The sequence below is a fragment of the Pseudomonas sp. KH_021 genome (assembly GCF_057838865.1).
In genome coordinates this window covers 3,234,872-3,261,139 of the sequence record NZ_CM174477.1, presented here as the reverse complement: position 1 = coordinate 3,261,139, position 26,268 = coordinate 3,234,872, and the positions used below count along the sequence as shown (strand labels likewise).

The window sequence follows — 26,268 nt, the reverse complement described above, 5'->3', positions numbered from 1 at the left end:
ACTGCTTGAGCATAAGTTCATGCTGGAAATGCTTCGAGGCCATGACTGTGGCCTCCTTAAGCGCATGCTGTGGGCGTTTTCTGCGTGTTGAGTAGGCAGTGTCAGTTAATACCGAGCTTGGCCAGAACGCTTTGGGCAACCGCTCTGCTCGAGGCAGGATTTTGCCCGGTAATCAATCGCCCGTCTTGCTCGTCGGCGACCACATAGGATTCCCACGGATCTTCCGTCTTACTGTACACGCCGCCCCGTGCCCCGAGTTCATTCTCGGTGAGGTAGGGCACGACCTTGTCCAGTTCGACCAGTTGCTCTTCGATATTGGAAAATCCGGTCACCTTGCGATCCTTGAGCAGCAGCGAATTGTTGGACAGCTTGATGTTCAGTAGCCCCACCGCGCCATGGCAGACCGATGCGACGATGCCATTGCGCTCGAAGATATCGCGTGCCAACGCCTGTAGCCCAGTATTTTCCGGAAAGTCCCAGATCACGCCGTGCCCGCCGGTGTAATAAATGGCTGCGTAATCGCTGGCCTTGACCTGTCCGGGTGCAAAGGTTGCGCCCAGGCGATTCATGAACGCCTTGTTCTGGTACCACGCCCATTCTGTCTGGTCGGCCATGCACATGCTTTTGGGGTCGATCGGTACATAGCCGCCATCGGGGCTGACAAAGTCGACCTGCACACCCTTGGCCTGAACCGCGTCGACAAAGTGCACAGCCTCACCGAACCAGAGTCCCGTGGCACGATTAAGGCTGGGATATTTGGCTACATTTGTGACTACCACCAGAATTTTCTTGCTCATTGGCGCTCTCCTTGAGTGGACGGTACATCCATTACCCACGAACCCTTTAGGCAAACCGTATAAAGCATAGCTGCCTTGGCAAATCTGGCGGGGCCCGGTCGTCTGCCGGAAAATTTCTGCAGTAAACGTGTTGTTGACTCGTTCACTCTGCTAATTTCTTGAAATATATCTTCATCGCAAGGAACCGGACATGAGCACTCATTTATCCGACAGCGCAGCCGCGAACCACGACCCTTTTTTGCAGGCGGCTATTGAAGAGGCCCGGAAGGGACTGGCCGAAGGCGGTATTCCAATCGGCTCGGTGATCGTCCACGACGGCAAGATCATCGGCCGTGGTCACAACCGTCGCGTGCAGGATGGCAGCGCCATTCATCACGGAGAAATGAACGCCTTCGAAAATGCCGGTCGGCAACCTGCGAAGGTTTATCGTGAAGCCACCCTCTACACCACCTTGTCGCCCTGTGCGATGTGCAGTGGGGCGATCCTGCTTTACGGAATCAAGCGCGTTGTCATTGGCGAAAACCAGACCTTCCTGGGTGAAGAAGCGTTGCTCAAGGACCGCGGTGTTCAATTGGAGGTTCGCCAGGATGCAGACTGCATCCAGATGATGCAGGACTTTATTGCAGCGCAGCCGCAACTCTGGAACGAAGACATTGGTGAGTAATCCTTGGGTTCACTGGCACAGGAAGTCGGCATGAGGGTCATGATCTTTGAATCCTTCCCCTATCAACGCAGTGAGATGAGCGAAAAAGTTCGCACCTTTGATTGGGGCGCGACTTCGCTTGGGCCGATGCAGAGTTGGCCCCCAGCCTTGCGCATTGCCGTGGATATGCTGCTGGTCTCCAAGTTTCCGGGATGCCTGGTGTGGGGACCGGAGATGGTGGCTATCTACAATGATGCCTTTCGGCCAATCCTTGGGGATAAGCCAGAAGCGCTTGGCCGGCGCTTTGACCAGATCTGGGCTGAAGCCTGGGACACGATCGGGCCCATTGCCTATAAGGCCTACCGGGGGGAGGCCACCTTCATCGAGAACTTCCCGTTGGTGGTCAACCGCAATGCGCCTGAGCAAGCGTATTTCACTTTTTGCTACAGCCCGGTCCGTGACGAAAACGGCAGGGTGGTCGGCATGCTCGACACGGTGGTCGAAACCACAGCGCAAGTGCTTGCTCAACAAGAGGTCAAGGCGCTGGCGGACAAATTCGAAGCCCAGGTGGCCGAACGTACCGCTGACCTCAACCGTTTATGGCAAATGTCTGCCGATCTCATGCTGGTGACCCGCTCGGACCTAGTGATCACGGCGACCAATCCGGCCTGGCAACGGTTGGTGGGCTGGAACGAAAGCGAGTTGTTAGGGCGCTGTGTGTTGGATTTCGTACACCCCCAGGACTTGTTGGTCGCCCAATATAACGCTGCGCGTCTTGAGCGCGGAGAGCGGGTGATCGATGTCGACTGTCGACTGTTGCACAAAGATGGCAGCACCCGCTGGATAAACTGGGCGGCTGTTCCAGGCATTGATTGCTTCAGTGCGGTGGGGCGTGATGTAACCGATGAGCGACAGCGCCTGGAGGCATTGCGTCAGGCAGAGGAACTGTTGCGTCACAGTCAGAAGATGGAAGCGGTTGGACAACTGACAGGCGGGCTGGCTCACGATTTCAATAACCTTCTGACCGGTATCAGTGGCAGCCTGGAATTGCTCAAGCGGCGGGTCGAGGAAGGCCGACTCGATGAGTTGCAGCGTTACATCGAGGCGGCCCAGAGCACGGCGGTGCGAGCAGCCACGCTGACCCATCAGTTGCTGGCGTTTTCTTGTCGTCAGTCATTGTTGCCGGAGTTGACGGATATCAATCAGCTCGTCGAAGGCATGCACGTATTGATCCGACAGACCATTGGCAACAACGTCAACCTGAAAATGGACTTGGCCACCGACCTGTGGCCAGTGATGGTGGACATCCACCAGTTGGAAGGTGTGCTGCTCAACGTGTGTCTCAACGCGCGCGATGCGATGCCTGATGGAGGGCAGTTGTACATCAGTACGCGTAACTACCGCCATGACGCGGCCCCCATGGCTGATGAGGATCTGCTAGTGGGTGATTATTGCTGTCTGAAAATCCTGGACACGGGCTTCGGCATGAGCAGCGACGTGATGGAGCGTGCCTTTGATCCCTTCTACACCACTAAGCCAGTGGGGCAGGGGACTGGCTTGGGGCTTTCAATGGTCTACGGCTTTGCTCGGCAATCGGGTGGGCAGGTACGCATTGAGTCGATTCCGGAGCAGGGTGCAACGCTCAGTCTTTATCTGCCCAGGTTTCAGGAGGGTTGATCGGTCTGGCGGGCGTTTGCGCCTCGATTGCGACGTTCAAGCATCAGGTACACCACGCAGGCGACGGCCAACGGCACCAGAAAATACAGGACGCGATAGCCGATCAATGCAGCCAGCAGCGTGCCCTTGGAGTACACGCCTTGCTGCAGGGTGATGAACACCGTTTCAAGAACGCCAAGGCCGGCGGGGATGTGCGTGATAACCCCGGCAATGCTGCTGATCAGCAGGGTGGCCAGAATGCTGGGGTAAGCGGCCTTGTCGGGCAACAACAGGTAGATCAGCGCCGCCATCAGGCACCAGTTGGTGGTGCCCAATGTTGCTTGCAGGGCGGCCAGCTTGAATGAAGGCAGGGTGATGGACTGTCTGCGCAAGGTCCAGGTGCGTCGCTTGGCAAAGCGGCACGCCGCCAGATAGAGCACGGCGACCAGTACCAGCAGCACCCCGATCCAGCGCAGCCCACTGGCGCCAACGTTGAAGCTGCCGGGTAGTTGAGGAAATCCCAGCGCAAACACTGTCCCGGCCACCAGCAGATACCCCAACCAGTTGGTGATCAGCCCAAACGTCAGTATTCGGGTGATGGTCGCCACGTCCAGGCCCATTTTGGAATACAACCGATATCGCAGCGCGACGCCCCCTACCCATGTGCTCAGATTAAGGTTGAAGGCATAGCAGACAAAGGCCAGCGGCAGGATTTTTCGCGCCGCCAGCGTATGTTGAGTGTAACGGCGTCCCAGCAGGTCATAGCTGCTGAACACCCCGTAACTGACGAAGGCGATCACTGCCCCCATGGCCAAAGTGGACGCACGGTAGGATTGCAATGCGTGCCTGACCTCCTGCCAGTCCAGGTTGCGTATCAACATCAACAACAACAGTGCAACCAAAACAAAGAACGCCAGGGTCAACAAACGCTTTGCCCATTTCCATTTATTGGCCGATGGATGGCGGGCTGTCTTATTCATGGATGAGCCTGCGGCGTATGCTTCAGGTCTTGAACCTTGGCGCTGAGCGGCGCGAGCCTTGGGGAGTGGGCGGGCAGCCAGCCGACGATGGCCGGGAAGTGGCGCAGGAAGTGAAAGGTTAAAAATATCAACGGTGCACGCCACCAATAGCCGCGCAGTACGCGTTTGAGGCTGACGGACTTGCATTGGCTGCTCGCCAGCTCCTGAAGATGGGTATGCAGGCGCTCATTGAAGGTGCGGTCACGGATGAACAAGTTTGCTTCAAGATTCAGGGAAAGGCTCAAGGGGTCCAGGTTGCTCGACCCTACTGTCGACCATTCGTCGTCCACCAAGGCAACTTTGCCATGCAGGGGGCGCTCGCAATACTCAGCAATCACCACGCCATCGCGCAACAAATAGTTATAAAGCAGCCGTGAGCATAAACGCACCAACGGCATATCCGGCATGCCTTGCAGGATCAGGGTGACCTTGACCCCGCGGCGGGCCGCATTGCGTAGCTCGCGCAGCAATCGGTAACCGGGAAAGAAATAGGCGTTGGCGATGACCAGGCGCTGGCGGGCGCTGCGGATGGCGCGCAGGTAGTGCTGCTCGATGTCGTTGGGGTGGTCTTGGTTGTCACGAATGCTCAGGAGCATGTCGGCATGGGCGCTGTCCGGGTCGATGGGGGCAGGGTGGCTGCGCCAGGGGCAGGGCGTGCGCCGGACTCGACTGGTCTCATCGAGTAAAGTCAGGGTGGCCTTGTGCAAGTCGGCCACGATGGGGCCGCGTACTTGCACGGCATAGTCCTGCTTGGCCATTTCACCGAAGTCAGCCAAGTGATCGGCGCAGTAGTTGAGGCCTCCGATAAACCCGACTTCGCCGTCTATCACGACGATTTTTCGGTGCATTCGCCGGAACAGATTGGTACGCATGCCCATAAGCTTCGGGCTGGGGTCGAACGCTTGCAAACGTACGCCGGCAGCGGTCAGGCGCTGCAGGAATGCTGAGCTCAAGTCGGCGGTGCCATAACCATCGACCAGTACTTCAACGCGCACGCCACGTTCGGCGGCTTCAATCAATACCTGCTGCAACTGCTCGCCAACCTTGTCTTCAAATATGATGAAGGTTTCCAGCAAGACCTCTTCGCGCGCGTGTGCAATGGCTTCGAACACCGAGGGGTAATACTCTTCACCATTGATCAGCAGTTGCACCTGATTGTCTGACTGCCAAGTGTTTTTCATAGAAGCACCTCGACAGCCAGGGGCAGATGGTCGGAAAGGTGGGTCCATGGTTTGCGGGACAACACCTGAGGCTTGCGAGCAGTGGCATTGCGCAGGTAGATGCGATCCAGGCTCAAGAACGGCCAACGAGCCGGAAACGTTTTGGCCGGCGCGCCGGTGGCCTGGCTGAACACCTCAGTCAGGTTACTTGGCGCCAGTTGTCGGTCTGCGCGCTGGCGCCAATCGTTGAAGTCGCCCGCGACGATAACGGGGGCGTCGGTCGGCAGTTCGTCGAGCAACTTGCACAGCAGCCGAAGTTGCTGGCGACGGTGATGTTCACTCAAACCCAAATGTACGCAGACGGTATGGACTTCTGCCTGCCCAGGTACCGCCAGCACCGAGTGCAGCAGGCCGCGAGCCTCGGTACCCTGGAAGCTGACGTCCAGGTTCTGGTGACGCAGGATAGGGAATTTGGACAACAAGGCATTGCCATGCTCCCCATCCGGGTACACGGCATTGCGACCATAGGCGAACACCGGCCACATGGAGTCGGCGAGAAATTCGTAATGGGGGATGTCAGTCCAATTATCGAAGCGCTTGCCGTGTTGGCGATGAGTCCCCAGCACCTCCTGCAAAAAAACCACGTCGGCTGACAGTGTGCGCACGGCATCACGCAGTTCCGGGAGCACAAAACGCCGGTTAAGGGCGCTGAAACCCTTGTGGGTGTTGACTGTCAGGATCCGCAGTGAGCGGACCGCGGGCGCCTGCGCAAGATCCGGGCGGGGATGGGGCGTCGTCATGCGCGATTCCTGGGAGCTGTCTATTTTCCGACTCGAAGCCACCCAGGAAGTTCTGTAGGAGCTGGGCTTGCCGGAATGCCGGACCACCGCGATGAGCGCGCCACCGTTTACCTGATGCACCGCGGTGCGTTCATCGCAGCCAAGGCTGGCTCCTACACCGACCGGTAGGAGCCAGGTTCACCGAAATGCCGGACCACCGCGGTGAGGCCATCGCAGCATAGGTATCTACACATCTTTTGGTGTACTGCATTTCGTAGCAGTGGACGAGTAGAACGAGGCCACGTCCGGCTGCGCAGCAGTCGTAAAACCTGGCACTTCAGTATTCAGATACACCGCGAGTACAGGCTTTGCGAGGACTACGTCCCCGGACCTGGCCTCGCTGAACTCGTCTACTGCTACGAATGTAGCCGCTGACGAGGTACGAGGCTGCGATCGGCAGCGAAGCGGCCGTAAAACCTGAGACCGTAATCCATCAGGCACACCGAAGGGCCTGAATTTACGACGGCTTCGCCGCCGATCGCAGCCTCGTACCTCGGCAGCGGCTACAAGAGCCGCGCTGCCCCAGAATTGTGTAGATACCTATGGCCATCGCAGCCAAGGTTGTGTCATTGGCCCAGGACGGCCTTGACCTTGTCCCGCAGTTGATCAATGGAGAAGGGTTTGCCTATCACGTGCATATCCGCCGGCACGTCGATGCTTTCGGCGTAACCGCTGGCAAACAGGATGGGCAACTGCGGGCGCAATAGACGGGCTGCGGCAGCCAGTTCCCTGCCGTCCATGCCCGGCAAGCCCACGTCCGTCATCATCAGGTCAATATCCGTTTCGGCGTCCTTGAGTAGGCGCAGCGCTACGTCACTGCCGTCTGCCTCCAGCACCCGATAGCCAAGCTCTTCGAGCACGTCGACGATGAGCATTCGGACAATGTCGTCGTCTTCGATGACGAGAATGCTGCGGGAGGTGGATTCGGACATCGTGGTTATCCCAGGTCAATATTTTCAGGAAAGCGGCTCGGGGCACCGTCATCGTTGGGCAAGGAGGATAGCGCTGCTTACAAATGAAGGGAATTTATCTTACAGCCAAGCGCTCCAATGCTGGCCAAATGCACCTATCCCGACTAGAAAGCCTAGTGAAAAAAAGAAAAATATGCGTAAGAAAAAACTGGCTGATAGGGCAGAAAAAATAGAATTAATACTCGAAACTACGGCACACTCGGCCCTTTGTTCACCGTCAATGGAACCTGCACATGACCCAGCCCGTCTCGATCGAGGAGCATAGTTTTCGCAAGCTGCTGGGTCGCAACCTGGCGCTGCCACTGGGCGTTGGGGTCTTCAGTGCAGCGGTGTTCGTGGCGATCATCGCCTATCTGCTGATGGTGATTCAGTGGGTGGAGCACTCCGATCGGGTGATCCGTAACGCCAACGAAGCGGTGAAGTTGTCCATCGACATGGAAACCGGGATGCGCGGTTTTTTGATCACCGGTGATGAGCGTTTTCTCGACCCCTACGAGGTGGCCAAGCCGCGCGTCGCGGCCGAGCTTGTCAACCTCAAGGCGCTGGTGGCAGACAATCCGCTGCAGATTGATCGCCTCAATCGTCTCCAATCATTGATCAGTGAATGGAACCTCTATGCCCGCCAAATGATCGATTTACGTCGCAATGATGGCGATTACCGTGGGGCTATCCAGGCGGGGCGGGGCAAGCGTCTGACCGACGAGGTGCGCAAGGAGTTCGATGACTTCTTGGCCATGGAGCATCAGTTGCGTGTCAGTCGCAATGCCGACGTTACCCGTACGACGATTCTGTCGATCATTCTGTATGTCGGCTTCGTGCTGTTGGTCAGTGGCGCACTGGCGTGGTTTGGCCGGCGTGACCTGTTGAACCTTTCGTCCCGTTATTCAACCAACCTCAAGGCCCAACTCGACGCCGCGGATCGCCTGCAGTACCAGGCCTGGCTGCGTGCTGGGCAAACCAGCCTGGCTGAGCAGGTGCTGGGCCAGCTGAGTTTGCAAAAGCTGGGGAGCAATATCCTTCAATACTTGGCCAATTACTTGGGCGTCGTGGTCGCGGCAGTCTATGTGCGCGATGAGCACGGTGGCTTGCGCCGGGTGGCCACCTATGGCTTTTCCAGTGAGCAAGAAACGCGCGAGCAGTATCTGCAACCAGGTGAAGGGATGCTGGGCCAAGCCGTCTTGCAGGGGACGTTGTTGCGCCTGGACGATGTACCGATGGATTACTTCAAGGTTAACTCGGGGCTCGGCGACGGTGCGCCGCGCAGCGTACTGGTGGTGCCAACACGCAACGATGAACAGGTCAATGGCGTGGTCGAGCTGGGTTTCCTGCGCGCAGTCAGCGCGCGCGATACTGAATTCATGCAGTTGATCGCCAGTAATATTGGCACGTCCATCGAGGCCGCGCGTTATCGTCAGCGCCTGCAGGAAGTACTGGCAGAGACCCAGCAACTGAATGAAGAGCTGCAAGCTCAGCAAGAAGAGCTGAAAGCCGCGAACGAAGAGCTCGAAGAGCAATCCCAAGTGCTCAAGGAGTCCCAGGCACACCTGGAGACCCAACAAGCGGAGCTGGAGCAGACTAACGAACAACTGGCCGAACGCACCGATGCGCTCAAAGCCCAGCGTGATGCCCTGGACCACAAGAATGCTGAGCTCAAGCAGGTTCAAGTCGAGCTTGAAGCGCGGGCTCAGGAGCTGCAGCGTTCCAGCAAGTACAAATCCGAGTTTCTCGCCAACATGTCCCATGAGCTGCGTACACCGCTCAATAGCTCGTTGATCCTGGCCAAATTGCTGGCCGAAAACCCTCAAGACAATCTCTCTACCGAACAGGTGAAATTTGCCGAGTCGATCTACAGCGCCGGCAACGACTTGCTCAACCTGATCAATGACATCCTCGATATCGCCAAGGTCGAAGCCGGTAAGCTGGATGTACGCCCGGAAAACACTAACGTCACTCGGCTGGCCGAAGGCATGCGGGTGTTGTTCGAGCCACTGGCGGTCGAGAAACAGCTGTCCTTCAGTGTGGTGGTAGAACCCGATGCACCGGTGCAGCTGTTCACAGACCGTCAGCGTGTCGAGCAGATCATCAAGAACCTGCTGTCCAACGCCGTGAAGTTCACCGAGCGCGGCGGCGTCAGCCTGACCATTGCCCGCGACGGCAGCGATGGCATTGCCTTGCGTGTTCAAGACAGCGGCATCGGTATTGCGCACGATCAGCAGCAAAGCATCTTTGAAGCATTCCACCAGGCCGACGGCACCACCAATCGCCGTTACGGCGGTACGGGGCTTGGCCTGTCGATTTCCCGCGACCTGGCAGGGCTGCTGGGCGGGGGTATCCAAGTCAGTAGTACGCCGGGGCAGGGCAGTACGTTTACGCTGACGCTGCCTGAGCGTTATGAGCCGTCGACCGCTCATGAGCCGCCAAGCCCACCCGCCAAGCCTGTGGCGACACCGCCGATGGTCGCGGGGCCGCAACAGGCTGAACCGATCGTCAAGCGGATCAATTTTGCCGATGATCGCGCGCTGGCGCCCTTTCAGAAACGCTGCATCCTGGTGATCGAGGACGAACCCAACTTTGCCCGGATCCTGTTCGATCTGGCCCATGAGCTGGGTCACAACTGCCTGGTCGCCCAGGCGGCTGACGAGGGCTTTGACCTGGCCACCTGCTTTTTGCCCGATGCGATCCTGCTCGATATGCGCCTGCCGGACCATTCCGGCTTGACGGTGCTGCAACGCCTTAAAGAGTTGGCGCCTACCCGACATATCCCGGTGCACGTGATTTCGGTCGAGGATCGGGTCGAGGCGGCCATGCACATGGGCGCGGTCGGTTATGCGGTCAAACCCACCAGCCGCGAGCAGCTCAAGGAGGTGTTCGCGCGCCTTGAGGCCAAGCTGACCCAGAAGGTCAAGCGTATCCTGCTGGTGGAAGATGACGATGTGCAGCGTGATAGTATCTCCCGCCTGATCGGCGACGAAGACATCGAAATCACCGCCGTAGGCTTGGCCCAGGAAGCGTTGCTGCTGCTGCGCCAGAACGTCTATGACTGCATGATCATCGATCTCAAATTGCCGGACATGCTCGGCAACGACCTGCTCAAGGCTATGTCCAGCGCAGACATCTGCTCCTTCCCACCGGTGATTGTCTACACCGGGCGCAATTTGACCCGCGATGAAGAGGCCGACCTGCTCAAGTATTCACGTTCGATCATCATCAAGGGCGCCCGCTCACCGGAGCGTCTGCTCGATGAAGTGACCTTGTTCCTGCACAAAATCGAATCGCAGTTGTCCCATGAAAGACAGCGCATGCTCAAGACCGCGCGCAGCCGGGACAAAGTCTTCGAAGGCCGCAAGGTGCTGCTGGTAGATGACGATGTGCGTAACCTCTTCGCCCTCACCAGCGCCCTGGAGCACAAGGGCGCCATTGTCGAGATCGGCCGCAACGGCCGTGAGGCCATCGAGAAGCTCAATAGCGTGGAAGATATCGACCTGGTGCTGATGGATGTGATGATGCCGGAAATGGACGGCTTTGAAGCGACCCGGGAAATCCGCAAAAATCCACGCTTTCGCAAGCTGCCGATCATTGCGGTGACGGCCAAGGCCATGCGTGATGATCAGGAGCGTTGCTTGCAGTCGGGGGCCAATGACTACTTGGCCAAGCCCATTGAACTGGATCGGCTGTTCTCGCTGATTCGCGTGTGGCTGCCGCAACTGGAGCGTATCTAGTGTCTGCCAGTCTCACTCCGCAACCGAACAGCGATATCGAGATCCGCCTGCTGATCGAGGCGATCTACCTCGAGTACAGCTACGATTTTCGTGACTACTCAGGCGCTTCGATCAAACGCCGCATCCACCATGCGTTGCGCCAGCTGGAGTGCAACACTGTCTCGGCGCTGCAGGAGCGAGTGCTGCATGACCCGACCATGTTCATGCAATTGCTGCAGTACCTGACGATTCCGGTCAGCGAAATGTTCCGTGACCCTGAGCACTTTCTGGCGATCCGTCGGGAAGTGGTGCCCTTGCTCAAGACCTACCCGTCGATCAAGGTTTGGGTGGCCGGTTGCAGTACGGGTGAAGAGGTCTACTCGATGGCCATCTTGCTGCGTGAAGAAGGGCTGTTGGAACGCACCATCCTTTATGCGACCGATATCAACCCACGCTCGTTGGAAAAGGCCAAGCAAGGCATCTACTCGCTCGACAGCATGCGCACGCACACGCAGAACTACCAGCGCTCGGGCGGCAAGGCCTCGCTGGGCGATTACTACACCGCCGCCTATGGCAATGCCATTTTCGATTCGAGCTTGCGTGGCAACGTGACCTTCGCCGATCACAGTTTGGCGACTGACAGTGTGTTTTCCGAAACCCAGTTGATCTCCTGTCGCAACGTGTTGATCTATTTCAACAAGAAGCTGCAGGACCGAGCGTTCGGGCTGTTTCACGACTCCTTGTGCCATCGCGGCTTCTTGATGCTGGGCAGCAAGGAAACCCTGGATTTCTCCGGCTACAGCGATCAGTTCGAAGCACTGGTTCGCCAGGAACGGATCTACCGAAAATCATGAACAGGCCCGACACTGCTCGCCGAGCTGGAATCAAGTCAATGCTAAGTCACATAAAAGTCAAGCTACTGCTGGTCGATGACCTGCCGGAGAATTTGCTTGCCCTCAACGCCTTGATTGCAGGCGATGACCGCGAGGTTCACCAGGCGTTGTCGGCCGACCAAGCCTTATCGCTGCTGTTGCAGCACGAATTCGCGCTGGCCATCCTGGATGTACAAATGCCGGGCATGAACGGCTTCGAGTTGGCCGAGCTGATGCGCGGCACCGAAAAAACCAAAAATATTCCCATTGTGTTTGTCAGTGCTGCCGGGCGAGAAATGAACTATGCCTTCACCGGCTACGAAAGCGGTGCCGTGGATTTTCTGCAAAAGCCTTTGGACACCCATGCGGTCAAGAGCAAGGTCAATGTCTTCGTCGACCTTTATCAGCAGCGCAAAACCCTTAAGCAGCAGCTCGAAGCCCTGGAACACAGTCGTCAGGAGCAAGAAGCCCTGCTCAAGCAGTTGCAGATGACCCAGAACGAACTGGAGCACGCGGTGCGGATGCGCGATGACTTCATGTCCATTGTCTCCCACGAGGTCAGAACGCCACTCAATGGGCTGATTCTGGAGACCCAACTGCGCAAACTGCACCTGGCTCGGGGCAACGCCGACGCGTTCACGCTGGATAAGATGCGTGCGATGGTTGACCGTGATGAACGGCAAATCAAAAGCCTGATCCGGCTGATTGAAGATATGCTGGATGTTTCGCGTATTCGCACCGGCAAACTGTCTATCCGCTCCACGGAGTTTGACTTGGCAGCCCTTGTGGGGCGTTTGCTGGAAAGCTTTTCCGCGCAGGTTGCCGATGCAGGCGTAAGCCTGGACTTCTCGGTCGACGGGCCGGTGGTGGGTGTGTGGGATGAATTTCGTATCGAGCAAGTGATCGCCAACCTTCTGACCAATGCATTGCGCTACGGTTGCAATGCGCCGATCCAGGTACGGGTCTATCGCTACGAGGCCTTGGCCTGCGTTGAAGTGATCGACCATGGCGTTGGCATCAGTGCAGCCAACCAGAAGCGGATTTTTCAACAATTCGAGCGCGTTTCTTCAAACCATGCTATTGCAGGCCTGGGATTGGGTTTGTATATCTCCGAGCAGATCGTGGTTGCCCACAATGGCACCATTGACGTGGAAAGCGCCGAAGGCGAGGGCGCTCTGTTCCGGGTCAATCTCCCGCTGGCCACGGAACCCTCCACTTAGTCGCATCATTTTGGCAACCTCTGCGACCGGTCATGGTCGTATCAGGCAGTTGAGAAAGAACGTAGGTTTCCCATGAGCGAAGATGCACAAGATGTAGTCCTGATTGTCGAAGACGAACCGGTGATCCGAATGGTGTTGGTCGATTACCTGTCAGGCCTTGGATACAGGGTGCTGGAAGCCGAAGATGGCGAACAGGCTTTTGAAATCCTGGCGAGCAAGCCGCACCTGGACTTGATGGTGACCGACTACCGATTACCGGGCGGGATTACGGGTGTTCAAATTGCCGAACCTGCGGTCAAGGTCAGGCCGGACCTGAAGGTGATTTTCATCAGCGGCTATCCGGCTGAAATCATTGAATCCGGCAGCCCCATCACGCGCAAGGCGCCGATCCTGGCCAAGCCCTTCGACCTCGATACCTTGCACGAACAAATCCAGAAATTGTTGGCGTAACCGACCTGCCTTGGTCGCTACTGCATCACCGCGATATAAACATTGACCGCGGTGACGCCATCGCGACCAAGGGCTAGGCGCCCCCGTCGCTCCTACAGGGCGCTTAGCGCACGGTTGAGGCATCCTGGCCGAACAGTAATTTGCGCGATTCTTCATCCACCACGGGATCTGCGTTGATACGCTCGGCCACGGCATAGGCCCGTGCGGTCGCAGGCCTGGCCTGGACGCGCTCAAACCAGCGCTTGAGGTGAGGGAAGTTATCCAGGTCCTGCTGCTGTCGCTCGAACGGCACAATCCAGGGGTAGCAGGCCATGTCGGCAATGGAATATTCGCCAGCAATATAGTCACGGCCATCGGCCAGATGCTTGTTCAACACGCCGTACAGCCGCGAAGTCTCCTTGACATACCGCTCCATGGCATAAGGGATGGGCTCGGGTGCGTACTGCACAAAGTGATGGTTTTGCCCCGCCATCGGCCCCAGCCCCCCCATCTGCCAGAACAGCCACTGCAAGGCTTCATTGCGCCCGCGCAGGTCCGCGGGAATGAAGCGGCTGGTTTTATCCGCCAGGTACAACAGAATGGCGCCGGATTCGAATACATGCACTGCCTGGCCATTATCGATCGGCGAATGATCAAGAATGGCCGGAATCCGATTGTTTGGGGCGATTTTCAAGAAATCAGGGGCGAATTGTTCACCTTTGCCAATGTTCACCGGCTTGACCCGATAGGGCAGCCCGGCTTCTTCCAGGAACATCGTGATTTTGTGACCGTTAGGCGTGGGCCAGTAGTAGAGGTCAATCATGGCAGTCTCCGTTATTCAGCCGAACGGCAATTGTGCGATGACGTGGCGCCAGATCGCAACGAACAATCTAGATCAGGTGTACCGACGTTCGCTGCGGGCCCTCGCCTGTACGGTCTTCGATGAGCCTGATCACGCCCGGCAAGGCCGCCAGTGCTGCGCGAACGTGCAAGTGGTGCTCGGGCACACACAACACATGCACGTTCGGGCCTGCGTCTACGGTGGCACACACATTGAGGCCTTCGGCGCGTAAACGCCGGACAGCTTCCAGTACGGTAAGTGTTGCCGAGTGCCAGTAAAAGGTGGCGGGGTGGCCCGTCATGGCAATCAGATGTAGCTCAATGGCTTCCTCCTCGACCACCTCGGCCAACAATCCGAAATCCCGTCTGCGCAGGGCGATTTGTAGACGCTCCAGGCGCTCGGCCAGCAATTGCTGGCGTCTGGTGAAATGTGGGCTGGAATGCGCACGCTGGTGTCCTGACCGCGAACTCACCAGCTTTGGCCGATCATCGACAATCACCACCCAATCACAGAGCGGCCAATGGTTTGCCGGGGCCAACTGATGAGCAGGAGACTGCCCATCGACGGGGTTTTCGGGCCATTGCACAAAGCCACCGAGCAATGAGCGAGTGGCCGAACCTGAGCCTGACATGCGTGTCCAGCGCGACAATTGCGTCATGTCCGGGGTAAGTCCCAAGGCATCGCAAGCTGCTAGCGTCAAGGCGGCAAAGCCGGAGGCCGATGAAGCGATGCCTGCTGCAGTGGGGAAGTGATTGCAGGTAGCGACGCGAAACCCGCAGGGGCTGGCGGCGATCTCGCGCAGCCGGTGCAGTTGGGCAATGACCTGCTGGGCGAATAACGGTGGCGCTGGTATCAGCTGCCGTCCTGCATGGATCAAAATTTCATCGCCAGACTCAAGCCGAGCCTGGACAGTGGTATGGGTGACGCACTGGCTGAGCGTCATCGAAATCGAGGGATTGCAAGGAATCATCAACTCATTGTCACTCAGCCCCCAGTATTTGATCAGAGCAATATTGGCCGGTGCGATCACCGAATGAGGGTTCATAGACAACCCTGCGGCTGAATACTAACGCCTGGTACGTTCAGCTTGGCGTGCAGCCTAGGCAGGTTGTCCAGTGCGGGAGGATGGCAGGCCGGCACTTGCGGCCAATACACCAATAGCGCTCCGGCTCCTGTGCCGCTCAGCGCTCCGGCTCCGGATATTTTGGCTGCGCCGCCTGCCGACTCGACCTGGCGAACCACTTGGCGCACGGCATCGGGTACGACGCCCAGTTGCTCCAGATGGTTCTGGGCATCGCGGATCACTTCCAGCACCGCCTGAGGGCAGGGTGAGAATTCGCCCAGCAGCTGAATAAAGCGCAATGTGCAGTTTTCCATTTGCTCTAGCAGGCGGCTTTTGAACGCTGGATCAGCGTCCAGCCGTTCCGCCACATCGGTGACCACGGCACCCGTGGATTCGTTGGGTGTACCGGTGTGGTAAATGCTCAATTGCCGCAGGCAGTGCGAAGGCTGCATCGACAGCAGGGACAGACAGCCATCTACGCGTACCGCCTTGAGCAAACCGCCGGATAACACACAACCGTGGTCGATACCTGAAGGCTGCCCGTGTTGGCTGCGCTCGACTTCCAGAACGATTTGGCGCAGCGACGGTATCGAAGGGGGTTGCTTGCACAAATTAAGCAACGCCACCGCCGTAGCGCTGGCCACAGCCGCCGAACTGCCGAGCCCAGAACCGGGAGGAATCGCCGAGTCGACCTGAATACTTATCCCATGGGGGGGCTTGAAGGTGCACCAGCGCAGCGCCTGACCCAGTGCAATCTTGACGATGTGCGCAGGGTCGGTGCCACGCAGGCGAGCGAAATTCGCTGCCGAAGGTTGCTGCACAAAGTCCCCCCAACGGGCTTCGGCGGCGTGGGTATAGCGCTCGATTTCCACCCAACTGTTTTCAGTGAAGACGTTGATATCGGGCAACAGCAACCGGACGCCAGGCTCTACTTCCCGGTGGATGCTAACCTGGCACTGTAGGTCGATACTCGTGACCAGCGCGGGTCTGCCATAAACTGCCGCATGCTCGCCCATGAGAATCAACTTTCCCGGCGCACTGGCCATGACAAAATTTTGCTCGACGTCATCCACTAAATCGCCCCAGGCGCTGGTGAGCGCGAGCCAAGTGATGTGAGGCCATGGCAGCAAGCAGCGACAATTCACCCGCCAGTACCAGCGCCCCAAGTATTTCGGCCAGTCGACACACGGCCCAACCAGGCTGATTGGGGTCGGGCAGGGCTCCCATCAAACGCAGCGCAGTGCGCTGGGTGCAAAGGCCTGTACCACCGCCGATGGCCGCCAATGGCACATCGGGCAGATGCACACTGGCATAGACCGATCCGTTTTCCCGCGCTTCGATACAGGTAACGCCCAGGGAGCCTTCAGCGGTGTGCGCCAGATCCTGGCCGGTAGCCAGGAAAAAACTGGCGATTACATTGGCGAATTGAGCGTTGTAACCCAGTGCTCCAGCGCTAATGGAACCGAGTAGATTCTTGCGGTACTGAACCTCGCACAGTGCCTCTGAGTTGGTCTTGAGAGTCTGCTCTAGTATTTTGGCTGGCACGATTACTTCGGCCGAAATGCGATGCCCTCGACCTTCGATGAAATTTACGGCGCTTGGTTTTTTATCGGTACAGTAATTTCCCGACAATGCCACGCAATGTACGCCGGTGGCAGGTTCTATCAACTCACGAACAACTTTGTCGCAAGCCAGGGTCACCATATTCATCCCCATCGCATCACCACAACTGAAGCGAAAACGTAGGAATATGGTGTTGCACAAGCTTTGTGGCTTGATTTCCAACAATCGCAGGTGCCGGCTGGTACCTTCCGCCAGCTGGCGTATCTGGTCAAAGTGAGACTGTACCCATTGCAAAAAACAGGCGGCCTGTTCAAGACCTGAGCAGACGAAAACGGGAGCCCGTGTCATACCCACCTGCTCGACAGATGCCACGGCACCACCGGCCTCACGCACTGCTCGGCAGCCACGCGCAATACTCGCAACCAGCGCCCCTTCAGTCGTGGCCAGCGGCGCGTAGATCAGGTCCTCCCGTTCAGTGCATTGCCCTTGCACTGACACCGGGCCCACTACACCCAGCGGCACTTGAATCACACCAATCAGGTTCTCGCAACGGGCTGGCTTGAGATCCATGGAGTATTGCCCCAGCGCTTCAAGTGAACGCCGGGTCATGCACTCCAGTGCTTGGCGACGAACCTGGGCGGCCTGGTCAGCACTGAGTTCGTCGGGCAATTCATGCCACTTGCGTTGTCCGCTGACGATCTGGTCGCGGCAACTGTCGATCAGTTGAGTGTGGGTGGGCATGCGAGATCTCCAGTTCAGTGCTGGTCGTTGAGCCACCTTAGGCCTGGCATATGGAGTTGTCTGCTGTCAGAAATAACAGTGGACGATCATGGCAGTCTCCATTGCGCAGCGGTTTGGGCCTTGTGCGATGGTGCCCCGGCTGTTCGCAATCACTGCAAGCCTCACAGGCACCCCTGCGGCTGGATGCTGACGCCCGGAACGTTCAAGCGCCCATGCAGCCGTGGAAAGTTGTCCAGCGCAGGGGGCAAGCGGGTCGGCGTTTGCGGCCAGCAGACCAACAGGGCGCCGGCCCCCACGCCACTGAGCGCCCCGGCACCGCAGATTTTCGCCCCACCCCCGGCCGCTTCGATTTCCTTGATCACCTGGCGCACGGCGTAGGGAACAACGCCCAGTTGATCCAGTTGCCGGTGCGCGTCACGAATCACCTCGACCATTGCCTGGGCGCAGGGTGAGAACTCGCTCAGAAGCCGATAGAAGTGCATCGTACTGGCTTCCATCTGCCCCAGCAGATGGGTTTTGAAGGCCGTGTCAGATTCCAGGTTATCGGCGACGTGGTTCACCACAACACCGCTGGACTGGCTGGGCCTACCGGTGTAGTAAAGGCTCAACCGGCGCAGCCCGCGCGATGGCGGCATGACCAACATGGAAAGGCTGCCATCGACGCGCACGGCCTTGAGCAACCCACCGCTGAGCACGCAGCCGTGGTCCATGCCTGAAGGCTGGCCGTGTTGGCGGCGCTCGATTTCCAGCACGATTTGCCTGAGCGAAGAAAGGGAGGGGGGTTGCCTGAAAAGTGACAACAACGCCATCGTCGTGGCGCTTGCCACCGCCGCAGAACTGCCAAGGCCGCAGGCAGGTGGCAGGGCCGAGTCTATCTGGACACTGACACCGAATGGCGGCCTGAAGTCGCACCAACGCAGTGATTGGCCCAGCGCAATCTTGACCACGTGGGCGGCGTCTTTGCCACGCAGACGGGCCAGATGCTCGGCAGAGGGCTGTTGCAGAAATTCTTCCCAGTGCACCTCGGCCGCCTGGGTATATCGCTCAATCTCGGCCCAGCTGAACTCAGTGAAAATGTTGATGTCGGGCAACAACAGCCGCACCCCGGACTCCACTTCACGATGAACCCGCACCTGGCATTGCAGGCCGATGCTGGTGACCAGGGCAGGCCGACCATAGGCCGCTGCGTATTCACCCATCAGGGTCAGTTTGCCGGGGGCGCTGGCGATCACATAGTCCTGTTCAAGCTCGCTCACGGCAATCCCCCACGCATTGACCACAGGTTCACTCACCTTAAGCCGGGTATCGTGGGCTTGTCTGCTGTCAGAAATGACAGGGGCCAATCTACAGCATGCACGCTGCAATGTTTGCGACTTCACTTTTCGTAAAGAACCTATCAGAACTGTTAGTTACGCATTGCCAACACATCTAATAAGGTGAAGCCACAAGTTAATGGAAATCACCGCCTTGGCTTTCATGACCTATGTGAGCGCTCCCGACAATGACGGCAAAGAAACCGTCAAGGGCGGCTACTACTTTCCGCCCCAGCGGTTGACGGTAATCTCGAAATCAAAAATAGCGTCGGCGGAGAAAATCAGTCCCCTTTCCCGCTCCCTTTTCCGTATCGAGGATTAAGATATGTCCGGACCAGGCACCGACTCCATATTGAATCCGCAAGACACCACGCATCTTGACGATCTCTACGGTCGATACGCTCTACTGAGGCGAGCCCACCCTTTCTACCGGACGAATGGGTGGGTAGTACTGTCACGCCATGATGACGTTCTTGCCGCACTGAAAAATGAGCATATGAATGTTGCCTTCTGGTCATCTCATATTCAAATTATTTGCACTCGCCTTGGAATAGCGCTGCCTCACAAGGCAGCTTTATTTATAAAAAGCACACTACTTGTACTGGATGATCCTGAGCACTTAAAACAAAAGAAAATCATGATAAAGCTATTTTCTTCGACCACCATGCAAATGCTCCGCGCCTGGTCAAAAGAAGAAGTCTGCAAATTATTCAGCGCCTGCAAAAGAGATGAAATCGATCTTGTTCATGATGTTGGTGGATTGCTTTGGGTTAACATTTTTTCTCGCTGGCTTGGATTGAATGAAAAGGAGCGACTTTACTTGGAAGCCACATTGCCGACGCTTCGCCTATTCGTAGACCCAGCAAGTTTGAATGAAACCAATCTTCCTGGCGCCATCAATGCATTGCAGAACGTACAAATTTTCTTTGAGAAGAAACTGAAACAATCTCGCCAGCACGACAGTGAAAATTATTTTTCAATGCTGCGCGATTGCTGTAAATCAATGGGTAACCTTACAGATGAAGAGATGGCACTTTCCTGTATCACCGTTTTGACGGGTGGAGGTGAAACCACGCAAGCATTGATAGGCAACTCGTTTTTTCTTCTCAGTCGGCATCCCGAACAACTCAACTTGGTCACGAATGACAGCGCTCTATTGACCTCTGCGATTGCAGAGGTGTTGCGCTTTGAATCACCCCTGCAATTTACACAGCGGCAGGCAATTCAGGACACACAAATATCCGAGCACGATATCAAAAAAGGGGATAGGTTTCTATTGTGTCTCGGCTCTGCTAATAGGGATGAAAAACACTACGGTCCGGAGGCGGATACATTCAATATTTTGCGCACCACCAAAAGCAGCCTTGCGTTTGGCCACGGACCCAGAAACTGCCTTGGCCAAGCACTGGCAAAAATGCAAGCTGAGGTGGCTCTATCATATTTCCTTAGTATTAACAGTACCATTACACTTTGCAATAATACCCCCGAATGGGACAGAAGCTCACCCTTGCTCAGAAAATTGAAAACACTAAAGATCAGACGCTAAACAAAAAGAAACAGGAAGATCGCCATGTGCGCCAAGGCAACGAAAACAATACGAGTCTATCAACATGACGTAGATTGGGCAGGGGTTTTATATCATGCGAATCATCTTAAGTATTTTGATATGGCGCGGTGTGAGTGGTGGCAAGCAAATGGATTTGAAGGGAATATATTTCATCACGAAAAGGATTATGCATTTGCCGTCGTAGAGATGCATATCAAATACCTTAAGCCCATCAGGCTTGGCGAGGCATTAACAATAATCAGTGCCCCCATGAGTGCAGGAAAACACTCCGTAACCTTCAAGCAGCACATTTCAAGGGGTGGAGTAATCATGGCGGAATCGACCGCCACCCTAGTATTTGTGGATATCCATAGCGGCAAACCATCATTGTTACTTGGCAGCATTATACGTGCGCTTGAAAAATCACTGCATTGACAAGGTGCTGCTATCACGCCATAGGTATCTACACATCTTTTGGCGTACTGCATTTCGTAGCAGTGGACGAGTAGAACGAGGCCACGTCCGGCTGCGCAGCAGTCGTAAAACCTGGCACTTCAGTTTTTCAGATACACCGCGAGTACAGGCTTTGCGAGGACTACGTCCCCGGACGTGGCCTCGCTGAGCTCGTCTACTGCTACGAATGTAGCCGCTGACGAGGTACGAGGCTGCGATCGGCAGCGAAGCGGCCGTAAAACCTGAGACCGTAATCCATCAGGCACCCCGAAGGGCCTGAATTTACGACGGCTTCGCCGCCGATCGCAGCCTCGTACCTCGGCAGCGGCTACAAGAGCCGCGCTGCCCCAGAGTTGTGTAGATACCTATGGCTATCACGCTGTCTACGAAAATACTCATTGGTCCAATGACTAATAGCAAAAGGGGGGCGATTCATTTCGGTAGAAGTTTTTTCGGTGCGCATGACCAATGTGGTTCCACTGCTTGCCCGTCAGCAACTTTTTAACTTTATTAAATCTGCGGCGCAATGATAAAAATCAAAGTGGTAAGCTGTTTCGTCACTTCTGGTTTCTTGTTAAATTATATGCAAGTAGTGTCGGTAAAAACATAGATGTATCCAATTATTCACATCCGGGCAATTTGTCTTTGTATGATCATGTCCTTGAAAGCTGGAACACATCAGACCAAAAATTATTGCAAGGTTTGATTTCAAGTATGGCGGATTTTCATCTGTCCAATGCCACCTCTCCGCAGCATGATGAAATTTTCGAATTCGATTACGAGTACCGTATGCTGTTTCCCTACGAAATTCTTGCGTTCTTGCGAATAAGGGAATGGTACGGACTGAGCAACCCAACGACATTTGACCATTCGTTAATGCATCACCCATTGTCCAGGCTCCCACCCGAGCTCGACATACCCGAGATCACTACGCTTAACAAAGTCGTGGAGAAGTTTGCACGTGAACAGCACCATGTTTTTTAGAGGAGCGAAATTTTTTGTACTACTGACAAATTAGCTCGTCCTTTGGTCAGACTAATTGGAAGGGATCAACAATTGGGTCAAGGTTATAAAACGGATGGCTTACGGCTACCGGGACAGCGCATTTTTTAAAAATCGAATGCACTTTTCCCGGCAATCCGTGAGTAATAAAAAAGCGCAGGCACCTCGCCGTGCCTGCGCGAAAGAGAAAGCCGGACTTAATGTTGTATGGCGGTCGCCTGGTTGGAATAACCGTATTGCTGGATGGTCGCCGTCATGTTGGCGCCCGCCTGGTCGACGGTCGCGATGTTTCCGTTACCGCCCTGAGTGACATAGGCCATGTTCACGCCGTCGGTTTGCTTGATGTTGGCGGTGTTGCCGTCCCCTGTTTGCCAGGTCAGGCTCAGGTTGCTGGCGCCCGACTGATCGAGGTTGATAGTGTTGCCATTGCCGTCGCTAATGCCGTTGGCATAGTTGGTTTCACCACGCTGTTGGGCAACCAGAATGCTGTCGCTGCCGTTCTGTTCAAAGTACAGCTCGTTGTTGTTTTCAGCCTGGTCGATGGTTGCCTGGTTATTATCGCCGCGTTGCTCCAGAGTGGCCTTTTGGGTCATGTCTGCCTGGGTGATGTTGACACTGTTGCCCAAGCCATTCTGGTTCAGGAAGGCGGTCTGGTTGCTGCCGAACTGACCGCCGTGGGGGCCTTTCCAGTCGCTGGCGTAGATTTTGTTGCCAAAGCCAATCTGGTTCGTTTCCAGGGTATGGTTGTTGCCGGTCTGGTAGGTGTAGGCCAGGTTGTTGTCACCGCTCTGGAACAGGTTGGTCAACGACTGGTTCGAATCGTACTGGTCGGAGTAACTGGCGTTGTAGTTACCTTGTTGCAGGATGGTTGCCAGGTTGTCTGAGCCAAAGCTCTGGTCGACAATCGCTTCGTTGTATGTGCCTTCCTGATTGATTTTGGTCACGGCCAGGGGCTGGGTATCTTGCCAGACTTCCGAGCCGTTGCCGGTACCCGATTGATGGATTTGCACGTTGCCGCCGCTGTTGTTGCGCTGGTCACCGTAGGCGTAGTTGTCATCGCCATTCTGGTCGATGTTGATCTGGCCACTTTCATGGAACACCTGCTCGGCAGCCGCGTAGTTGCCGTTGCCGTCCTGCAGGATCTTCGCGTTGTTGGTGGCACCGCCTTCGAATTGCTCGATGTTGGCATTGTTGTTATCGCCGTACTGCACGGCGCTGCCGGTGCTGCCGGTCTGGGCACCCTGGTTGAAGAACGAGAAGTTGCCGTTGCCTTCCTGGACCTGATGCACCTGGTTGCCGTCGCCGTCGTACTGGCTGGCGTGGGTAATGTTGAAAGTGCCGGACTGGATTTGTGGGATGTAGCTGTTGGTTTCATTCAACTGCTCGGCATAGGCTGCGTTGTAGTCGCCGGTATGGGTTTGCTCGATCAGGCCGTTGGTGGCGTCCTGGACGGCCATCGCATCGTTGCCTTCGCCAAACTGGTCCTGCTTGACCACTCCGTTGGCCGAGGCGCCCTGTTGCACCATGGCGATGTTGGCGGTACCCGACTGGTCCTGTACGGACTGGCTGTCGTTAGCCAGGGCGTTGGCGCTTAAGACCACCAGTACGGCGGCAGTCAATGGGCTGAGCTTGAACATGGTATTACCTCCAATGTAGTGCCTTGCTTTAGCGGTACTGGTGAATTTGCACGCTCTGACCGTTGCCGGTCTGGGTCACGCTGCTTTGCAGGCCAGAGCCTGTCTGTTCGATGCTGGCGGTGTTCTGGTTGCCGTTCTGGTTGATTTCGGCGCGGTTGCCACTGCCGGTCTGGCTGATCGAGGCCTGGTTGCCGTAGCCCTGTTGGGTGATGGCGGCCATCAGGTCCGATCCTTGCTGGAGGATGAACGCCTCCTGGTTGCTGCCGGCCTGGACGATGTTGCCCAACAGTGACTGGCCACTCTGGTTGACGGTGGCGCGGTTGCCACTGCCGTTCTGGTCGATCAAGGCTTGCTGGCCGGCTGGGGCCGGCAGGCTGAAGATCGCGGGTGGCTCGCCCAGATCGCTGGTGCTGGCGAGGTCGGCGTTGTCCATCAGGTCGTCGGCCATCAAGGCAGTGCTGAGCAGCGAGAGGCAGAGCAGGGCGCTAGCGAATCTGGACATGGTCGGTTCCTCTTCCCTGGGGCAGGTGCCCTGCCTGCCGAGCAGCAGGCAGGGCGAGCTTCACAGCGATGTAACCGATTGGGTACGGACGGTGCCTTGGGAGCTGCGGATCGTGGCCGTCGGATTTGCAGTCGGTACGATGGTGGTGGAGTTGCTCACCGTCAGCCGCCAGCGACCATTGGTTGGAACCGTCGTGCTGCCCAGGGTGACCAGCCCGTCCGGGGTCGTGACCTGGATGGTGATGGTGTTACCGGCGACGACCGACGAGGTCCCGGCGAAGTCCCAGTTGAAGCGGTTGTTGGACCGTGCCTGGACCTGTGCGGTGGTGACCGTGAAGGTCTCTGCCCCTGCTTGACGTGGCGATACCTGCACCGTCACCGTACCCGGTGCCGACAAGGCGCCCAGCGAATCACGTGCCACGTAGCCAAAGGTGGTGGTGAAGGCCGTGGTCACGGTGGCCGGTGGTGTGTAGTTCACCACATTGCCGTCGGTGGTGACGGTGCCGCGTCCGGCCGCGGGCGGGGTCACGCTGGCCACGCTCAGTGGCACGTTGCCCTCAGGGTCGGTGTCGTTCGCCAACACATTCACAACCAGAGGCGCGGCGAGGGTGGCCACGGTGTCGTTGACCGCCGTCGGTGCCCGGTTAGGCGCGACGTTGACGGTCACGGTGGCTGGTGTCGAGGCAAGTCCCTTGGTGTCCTGGGCACGGTAGGTGAAGGTTGCCACCAGCGGCGCGGTGACCACTGCCGGAGGGGTATAGACCACTGCGGTCGTTCCGCTGAGGGCCACCGTGCCCTGGCCGGTTGCAGGCGGGGTCAGGCCGGTGATGGTCAGTGGGGTGTTGCCGTCTGGGTCGCTGTCGTTCGCCAGAGGGCTCAGGGTGATAGGTACCCCGAAACTGGTGCTGGCCGTGTCGGCCACGGCTGCTGGCGGTTGGTTATCCGCTTGGGCAGGCGCCGTACCGACGACCTTGACGAACTCGGTGTCGGCGCCGCCTGCTGCCGATTTGACCGTGACGCTGGCCGGTGGTTGAGTCAGGCCATTGACCGTCAACGTCTGCAGGGTGCCGCTTTTTGACATTCGTCCATAGCCCTGGGCAATCAAATCCGGCACTTGGACTTCGTCGCTGGAGCGCGCTTGGATAGTCAGGCGTTTGTTGGTCCATTCGTATTGCGCGGTCTCGACTTTCACGATGTCGGTCGGTTTACTCGACAGCGCGGTAGGCTGCGTACTGCCACCCGGATTGCTGGCGGTCACTACGAAGACGGCAGGCGGTGCGCCGGCAGCCAATTGATTGCCGAAAAACAGCCCGTTGTTGTCAGTCTGCAAGGTGGTTTGGCAGGGCGAAGGAGGCGTACCCGGCACCAACGCCAGGGTGTTGCGCATGCATACGCTTGTGCCAGCGGCAGCCTTGGCGAAGACCTCCACGCGAGACCCAGCCGAGGTGCGGCGGTAAGTCGCCCGCTGCAGCTCGACCGGGGTCTGGGCGCGTGGGTCCAATACCTTGCCGGACACCGTGAAAACGTTGGTCTGGATGGTGCCTGTCGGGCCCTGGATGCGCACGAAGTTGTTGCTGAGCGGGCTGCCGGTGACCCTTTCGGTAATGTTGGGGTCGCCGATATAGGTTTCAGTGGTCCCAGTGCTCGGGTTGATCTCGGTGTAAGGGCCACCGACGCCACGCAGGAATGGCCCGATCTCGCCGCTGAGCGCGCCGCTGAAATCACCCGGTGCGCCAATGCCGACGTCTTTAGTGATGTTGATGGCACGTCGGCCTGGTGTCGACACCTGGACTGTTTCTGACCCATAAGGGTGAGTGATCACGTAAGTACCGGCAACGGGCACGTTTATACGCAGGCGAATACGAGCGAAGCTCACCTGATCGCCTGCCTTGGGCACTTCGGCGCCGAAGGCCGCTTCCATGGCGGCGACATAAACTTCCATGCCAAAGCCGTTGGTGTCGGGAATCGAGGCTTGGGCCATGTACCAGAAGCTTTCACCTGGCCAGTTGTCCGGGAAGACCATCGGCAGGGTGTCGTCAAAGACGCCAGGTTCCACCGCCAGCGTGCACATATAGGCCGGTGGCACCGTTGCGCCGACCCGTGTACTGACGGCGAGTGACTGGCACAGCTCCAACTTCAAGTCGTTGGCGTCCTGGTACCACATCGGGAAACCGCCGGTGGCGAAGGTATAGGGGCCGGGGTCGACGGCCTTGAGTGCTGCGTTAGCACCGCCAGCCAGCGAAATCGACAACCAAAGGGCGCAGTGCGCCGCGCGGGGCCAGGTGTTCATGTTGCCTCCTGCTA

Annotated in this window: 23 protein-coding genes and 1 pseudogene; 11 read left to right on the top strand and 13 right to left on the bottom strand. The window is 57.2% G+C overall.

The window, feature by feature from the left end; translation table 11 throughout:
• Window positions 1-101 precede the first annotated feature (101 nt).
• Window positions 102-797: a type 1 glutamine amidotransferase domain-containing protein gene (locus tag AC3IX4_RS15060; RefSeq protein WP_489256248.1), complete on the bottom strand. Its 696-nt coding sequence runs from the start codon at window positions 795-797 to the stop codon at window positions 102-104.
• A 190-nt stretch (window positions 798-987) separates the two neighbouring features.
• Between AC3IX4_RS15060 and AC3IX4_RS15055 the strand changes: the two genes are divergently transcribed.
• Together AC3IX4_RS15055 and AC3IX4_RS15050 are read left to right on the top strand one after the other, a co-directional pair.
• Window positions 988-1,461 carry a nucleoside deaminase gene (locus AC3IX4_RS15055; protein ID WP_489256247.1) on the top strand — a complete coding sequence of 158 codons (474 nt, stop codon included), beginning with the start codon at window positions 988-990 and terminating at the stop codon, window positions 1,459-1,461.
• Window positions 1,462-1,491: 30 nt separating this feature from the next.
• Window positions 1,492-3,117, top strand: a complete 1,626-nt coding sequence (locus AC3IX4_RS15050; RefSeq protein ID WP_489256246.1) for an ATP-binding protein — start codon at window positions 1,492-1,494, stop codon at window positions 3,115-3,117.
• On the opposite strand, the gene AC3IX4_RS15045 is transcribed toward AC3IX4_RS15050, so the two are convergent.
• The 4 genes from AC3IX4_RS15045 to AC3IX4_RS15030 all read right to left on the bottom strand — a co-directional run bounded on the left by AC3IX4_RS15045 (window position 3,105) and on the right by AC3IX4_RS15030 (window position 7,046).
• Window positions 3,105-4,076 (bottom strand): lysylphosphatidylglycerol synthase domain-containing protein, encoded by a 972-nt coding sequence (locus AC3IX4_RS15045; protein WP_489256245.1) that lies wholly within the window; start codon window positions 4,074-4,076, stop codon window positions 3,105-3,107. The genes AC3IX4_RS15050 and AC3IX4_RS15045 overlap by 13 nt on opposite strands.
• A complete protein-coding gene (clsB, locus tag AC3IX4_RS15040) occupies window positions 4,073-5,296 on the bottom strand; it encodes a cardiolipin synthase ClsB (RefSeq protein ID WP_489256244.1) in 1,224 nt (407 codons plus the stop codon). Before clsB ends, AC3IX4_RS15045 begins: the two co-directional genes overlap by 4 nt.
• On the bottom strand, window positions 5,293-6,075 hold the full coding sequence (locus AC3IX4_RS15035; protein WP_489256243.1) for an endonuclease/exonuclease/phosphatase family protein: 783 nt from the start codon (window positions 6,073-6,075) through the stop codon (window positions 5,293-5,295). Before AC3IX4_RS15035 ends, clsB begins: the two co-directional genes overlap by 4 nt.
• Before the next feature lie 605 nt (window positions 6,076-6,680).
• Window positions 6,681-7,046, bottom strand: a complete 366-nt coding sequence (locus AC3IX4_RS15030; RefSeq protein WP_489256242.1) for a response regulator — start codon at window positions 7,044-7,046, stop codon at window positions 6,681-6,683.
• Between the two features lie 272 nt (window positions 7,047-7,318).
• Between AC3IX4_RS15030 and AC3IX4_RS15025 the strand changes: the two genes are divergently transcribed.
• From AC3IX4_RS15025 to AC3IX4_RS15010, 4 genes are all read left to right on the top strand, one after another.
• Complete coding sequence (locus AC3IX4_RS15025) at window positions 7,319-10,804, top strand: response regulator (RefSeq protein ID WP_489256241.1); 3,486 nt, start codon at window positions 7,319-7,321, stop codon at window positions 10,802-10,804.
• On the top strand, window positions 10,804-11,637 hold the full coding sequence (locus AC3IX4_RS15020; RefSeq protein ID WP_489256240.1) for a CheR family methyltransferase: 834 nt from the start codon (window positions 10,804-10,806) through the stop codon (window positions 11,635-11,637). The genes AC3IX4_RS15025 and AC3IX4_RS15020 overlap by 1 nt, the downstream gene beginning before the upstream one ends.
• A 38-nt stretch (window positions 11,638-11,675) precedes the next feature.
• Window positions 11,676-12,875: a hybrid sensor histidine kinase/response regulator gene (locus AC3IX4_RS15015; RefSeq protein WP_489256239.1), complete on the top strand. Its 1,200-nt coding sequence runs from the start codon at window positions 11,676-11,678 to the stop codon at window positions 12,873-12,875.
• A gap of 72 nt (window positions 12,876-12,947) precedes the next feature.
• Window positions 12,948-13,325: a response regulator gene (locus tag AC3IX4_RS15010; protein WP_489256238.1), complete on the top strand. Its 378-nt coding sequence runs from the start codon at window positions 12,948-12,950 to the stop codon at window positions 13,323-13,325.
• A gap of 103 nt (window positions 13,326-13,428) precedes the next feature.
• On the opposite strand, the gene AC3IX4_RS15005 is transcribed toward AC3IX4_RS15010, so the two are convergent.
• From AC3IX4_RS15005 to AC3IX4_RS14985, 5 genes are all read right to left on the bottom strand, one after another.
• Window positions 13,429-14,127, bottom strand: a complete 699-nt coding sequence (locus AC3IX4_RS15005; protein ID WP_489256237.1) for a glutathione binding-like protein — start codon at window positions 14,125-14,127, stop codon at window positions 13,429-13,431.
• Window positions 14,128-14,194: 67 nt separating this feature from the next.
• On the bottom strand, window positions 14,195-15,190 hold the full coding sequence (gene mvaD, locus AC3IX4_RS15000; protein WP_489256236.1) for a diphosphomevalonate decarboxylase: 996 nt from the start codon (window positions 15,188-15,190) through the stop codon (window positions 14,195-14,197).
• On the bottom strand, window positions 15,187-16,281 hold the full coding sequence (locus tag AC3IX4_RS14995; RefSeq protein ID WP_489256235.1) for a mevalonate kinase family protein: 1,095 nt from the start codon (window positions 16,279-16,281) through the stop codon (window positions 15,187-15,189). The genes mvaD and AC3IX4_RS14995 overlap by 4 nt, the downstream gene beginning before the upstream one ends.
• The gene (locus AC3IX4_RS14990) at window positions 16,274-17,512 is read right to left on the bottom strand and encodes a hydroxymethylglutaryl-CoA reductase (RefSeq protein WP_489256234.1); all 1,239 of its coding nucleotides are present in this window, start codon (window positions 17,510-17,512) and stop codon (window positions 16,274-16,276) included. The genes AC3IX4_RS14995 and AC3IX4_RS14990 overlap by 8 nt, the downstream gene beginning before the upstream one ends.
• A 161-nt stretch (window positions 17,513-17,673) precedes the next feature.
• Entirely contained in the window at window positions 17,674-18,804 is a 1,131-nt protein-coding gene (locus AC3IX4_RS14985; RefSeq protein ID WP_489256233.1) for a mevalonate kinase family protein, read from the bottom strand.
• 160 nt (window positions 18,805-18,964) lie between these two features.
• Here AC3IX4_RS14985 and AC3IX4_RS14980 point away from each other — a divergent pair, with 160 nt between their 5' ends.
• From AC3IX4_RS14980 to AC3IX4_RS14960, 5 genes and pseudogenes are all read left to right on the top strand, one after another.
• Window positions 18,965-19,147: a hypothetical protein gene (locus AC3IX4_RS14980; RefSeq protein ID WP_489256232.1), complete on the top strand. Its 183-nt coding sequence runs from the start codon at window positions 18,965-18,967 to the stop codon at window positions 19,145-19,147.
• A 3-nt stretch (window positions 19,148-19,150) separates the two neighbouring features.
• The gene (locus AC3IX4_RS14975) at window positions 19,151-20,371 is read left to right on the top strand and encodes a cytochrome P450 (protein ID WP_489256231.1); all 1,221 of its coding nucleotides are present in this window, start codon (window positions 19,151-19,153) and stop codon (window positions 20,369-20,371) included.
• Window positions 20,372-20,395: 24 nt separating this feature from the next.
• Complete coding sequence (locus AC3IX4_RS14970) at window positions 20,396-20,806, top strand: YbgC/FadM family acyl-CoA thioesterase (RefSeq protein ID WP_489256230.1); 411 nt, start codon at window positions 20,396-20,398, stop codon at window positions 20,804-20,806.
• A gap of 501 nt (window positions 20,807-21,307) precedes the next feature.
• On the top strand, window positions 21,308-21,808 hold the full coding sequence (locus tag AC3IX4_RS14965; protein ID WP_489256229.1) for a hypothetical protein: 501 nt from the start codon (window positions 21,308-21,310) through the stop codon (window positions 21,806-21,808).
• A 55-nt stretch (window positions 21,809-21,863) separates the two neighbouring features.
• Window positions 21,864-21,969 (top strand): annotated as a pseudogene (locus AC3IX4_RS14960) (transposase); the annotation flags it as partial.
• A 54-nt stretch (window positions 21,970-22,023) separates the two neighbouring features.
• On the opposite strand, the gene AC3IX4_RS14955 reads toward AC3IX4_RS14960, so the two are convergent.
• The 3 genes from AC3IX4_RS14955 to AC3IX4_RS14945 are packed head-to-tail and all read right to left on the bottom strand — an operon-like array spanning window position 22,024 to window position 26,254.
• Complete coding sequence (locus tag AC3IX4_RS14955) at window positions 22,024-23,463, bottom strand: curlin (protein WP_489256228.1); 1,440 nt, start codon at window positions 23,461-23,463, stop codon at window positions 22,024-22,026.
• A gap of 28 nt (window positions 23,464-23,491) precedes the next feature.
• Window positions 23,492-23,965 carry a curlin gene (locus AC3IX4_RS14950; protein ID WP_489256227.1) on the bottom strand — a complete coding sequence of 158 codons (474 nt, stop codon included), beginning with the start codon at window positions 23,963-23,965 and terminating at the stop codon, window positions 23,492-23,494.
• A 60-nt stretch (window positions 23,966-24,025) separates the two neighbouring features.
• Window positions 24,026-26,254 carry a cadherin-like domain-containing protein gene (locus AC3IX4_RS14945; RefSeq protein WP_489256226.1) on the bottom strand — a complete coding sequence of 743 codons (2,229 nt, stop codon included), beginning with the start codon at window positions 26,252-26,254 and terminating at the stop codon, window positions 24,026-24,028.
• Window positions 26,255-26,268 lie beyond the last annotated feature (14 nt).

Bases quoted from the DNA above. Each gene is read 5' to 3' on its own strand.
- AC3IX4_RS15060 (WP_489256248.1), bottom strand. From the start codon at position 797: ATGAGCAAGAAAATTCTGGTGGTAGTCACAAATGTAGCCAAATATCCC.
- AC3IX4_RS15055 (WP_489256247.1), top strand. From the start codon at position 988: ATGAGCACTCATTTATCCGACAGCGCAGCCGCGAACCACGACCCTTTT.
- AC3IX4_RS15050 (WP_489256246.1), top strand. From the start codon at position 1,492: ATGAGGGTCATGATCTTTGAATCCTTCCCCTATCAACGCAGTGAGATG.
- AC3IX4_RS15045 (WP_489256245.1), bottom strand. From the start codon at position 4,076: ATGAATAAGACAGCCCGCCATCCATCGGCCAATAAATGGAAATGGGCA.
- clsB (WP_489256244.1), bottom strand. From the start codon at position 5,296: ATGAAAAACACTTGGCAGTCAGACAATCAGGTGCAACTGCTGATCAAT.
- AC3IX4_RS15035 (WP_489256243.1), bottom strand. From the start codon at position 6,075: ATGACGACGCCCCATCCCCGCCCGGATCTTGCGCAGGCGCCCGCGGTC.
- AC3IX4_RS15030 (WP_489256242.1), bottom strand. From the start codon at position 7,046: ATGTCCGAATCCACCTCCCGCAGCATTCTCGTCATCGAAGACGACGAC.
- AC3IX4_RS15025 (WP_489256241.1), top strand. From the start codon at position 7,319: ATGACCCAGCCCGTCTCGATCGAGGAGCATAGTTTTCGCAAGCTGCTG.
- AC3IX4_RS15015 (WP_489256239.1), top strand. From the start codon at position 11,676: ATGCTAAGTCACATAAAAGTCAAGCTACTGCTGGTCGATGACCTGCCG.
- AC3IX4_RS15010 (WP_489256238.1), top strand. From the start codon at position 12,948: ATGAGCGAAGATGCACAAGATGTAGTCCTGATTGTCGAAGACGAACCG.
- AC3IX4_RS15005 (WP_489256237.1), bottom strand. From the start codon at position 14,127: ATGATTGACCTCTACTACTGGCCCACGCCTAACGGTCACAAAATCACG.
- mvaD (WP_489256236.1), bottom strand. From the start codon at position 15,190: ATGAACCCTCATTCGGTGATCGCACCGGCCAATATTGCTCTGATCAAA.
- AC3IX4_RS14990 (WP_489256234.1), bottom strand. From the start codon at position 17,512: ATGCCCACCCACACTCAACTGATCGACAGTTGCCGCGACCAGATCGTC.
- AC3IX4_RS14980 (WP_489256232.1), top strand. From the start codon at position 18,965: ATGGAAATCACCGCCTTGGCTTTCATGACCTATGTGAGCGCTCCCGAC.
- AC3IX4_RS14975 (WP_489256231.1), top strand. From the start codon at position 19,151: ATGTCCGGACCAGGCACCGACTCCATATTGAATCCGCAAGACACCACG.
- AC3IX4_RS14970 (WP_489256230.1), top strand. From the start codon at position 20,396: ATGTGCGCCAAGGCAACGAAAACAATACGAGTCTATCAACATGACGTA.
- AC3IX4_RS14955 (WP_489256228.1), bottom strand. From the start codon at position 23,463: ATGTTCAAGCTCAGCCCATTGACTGCCGCCGTACTGGTGGTCTTAAGC.
- AC3IX4_RS14950 (WP_489256227.1), bottom strand. From the start codon at position 23,965: ATGTCCAGATTCGCTAGCGCCCTGCTCTGCCTCTCGCTGCTCAGCACT.
- AC3IX4_RS14945 (WP_489256226.1), bottom strand. From the start codon at position 26,254: ATGAACACCTGGCCCCGCGCGGCGCACTGCGCCCTTTGGTTGTCGATT.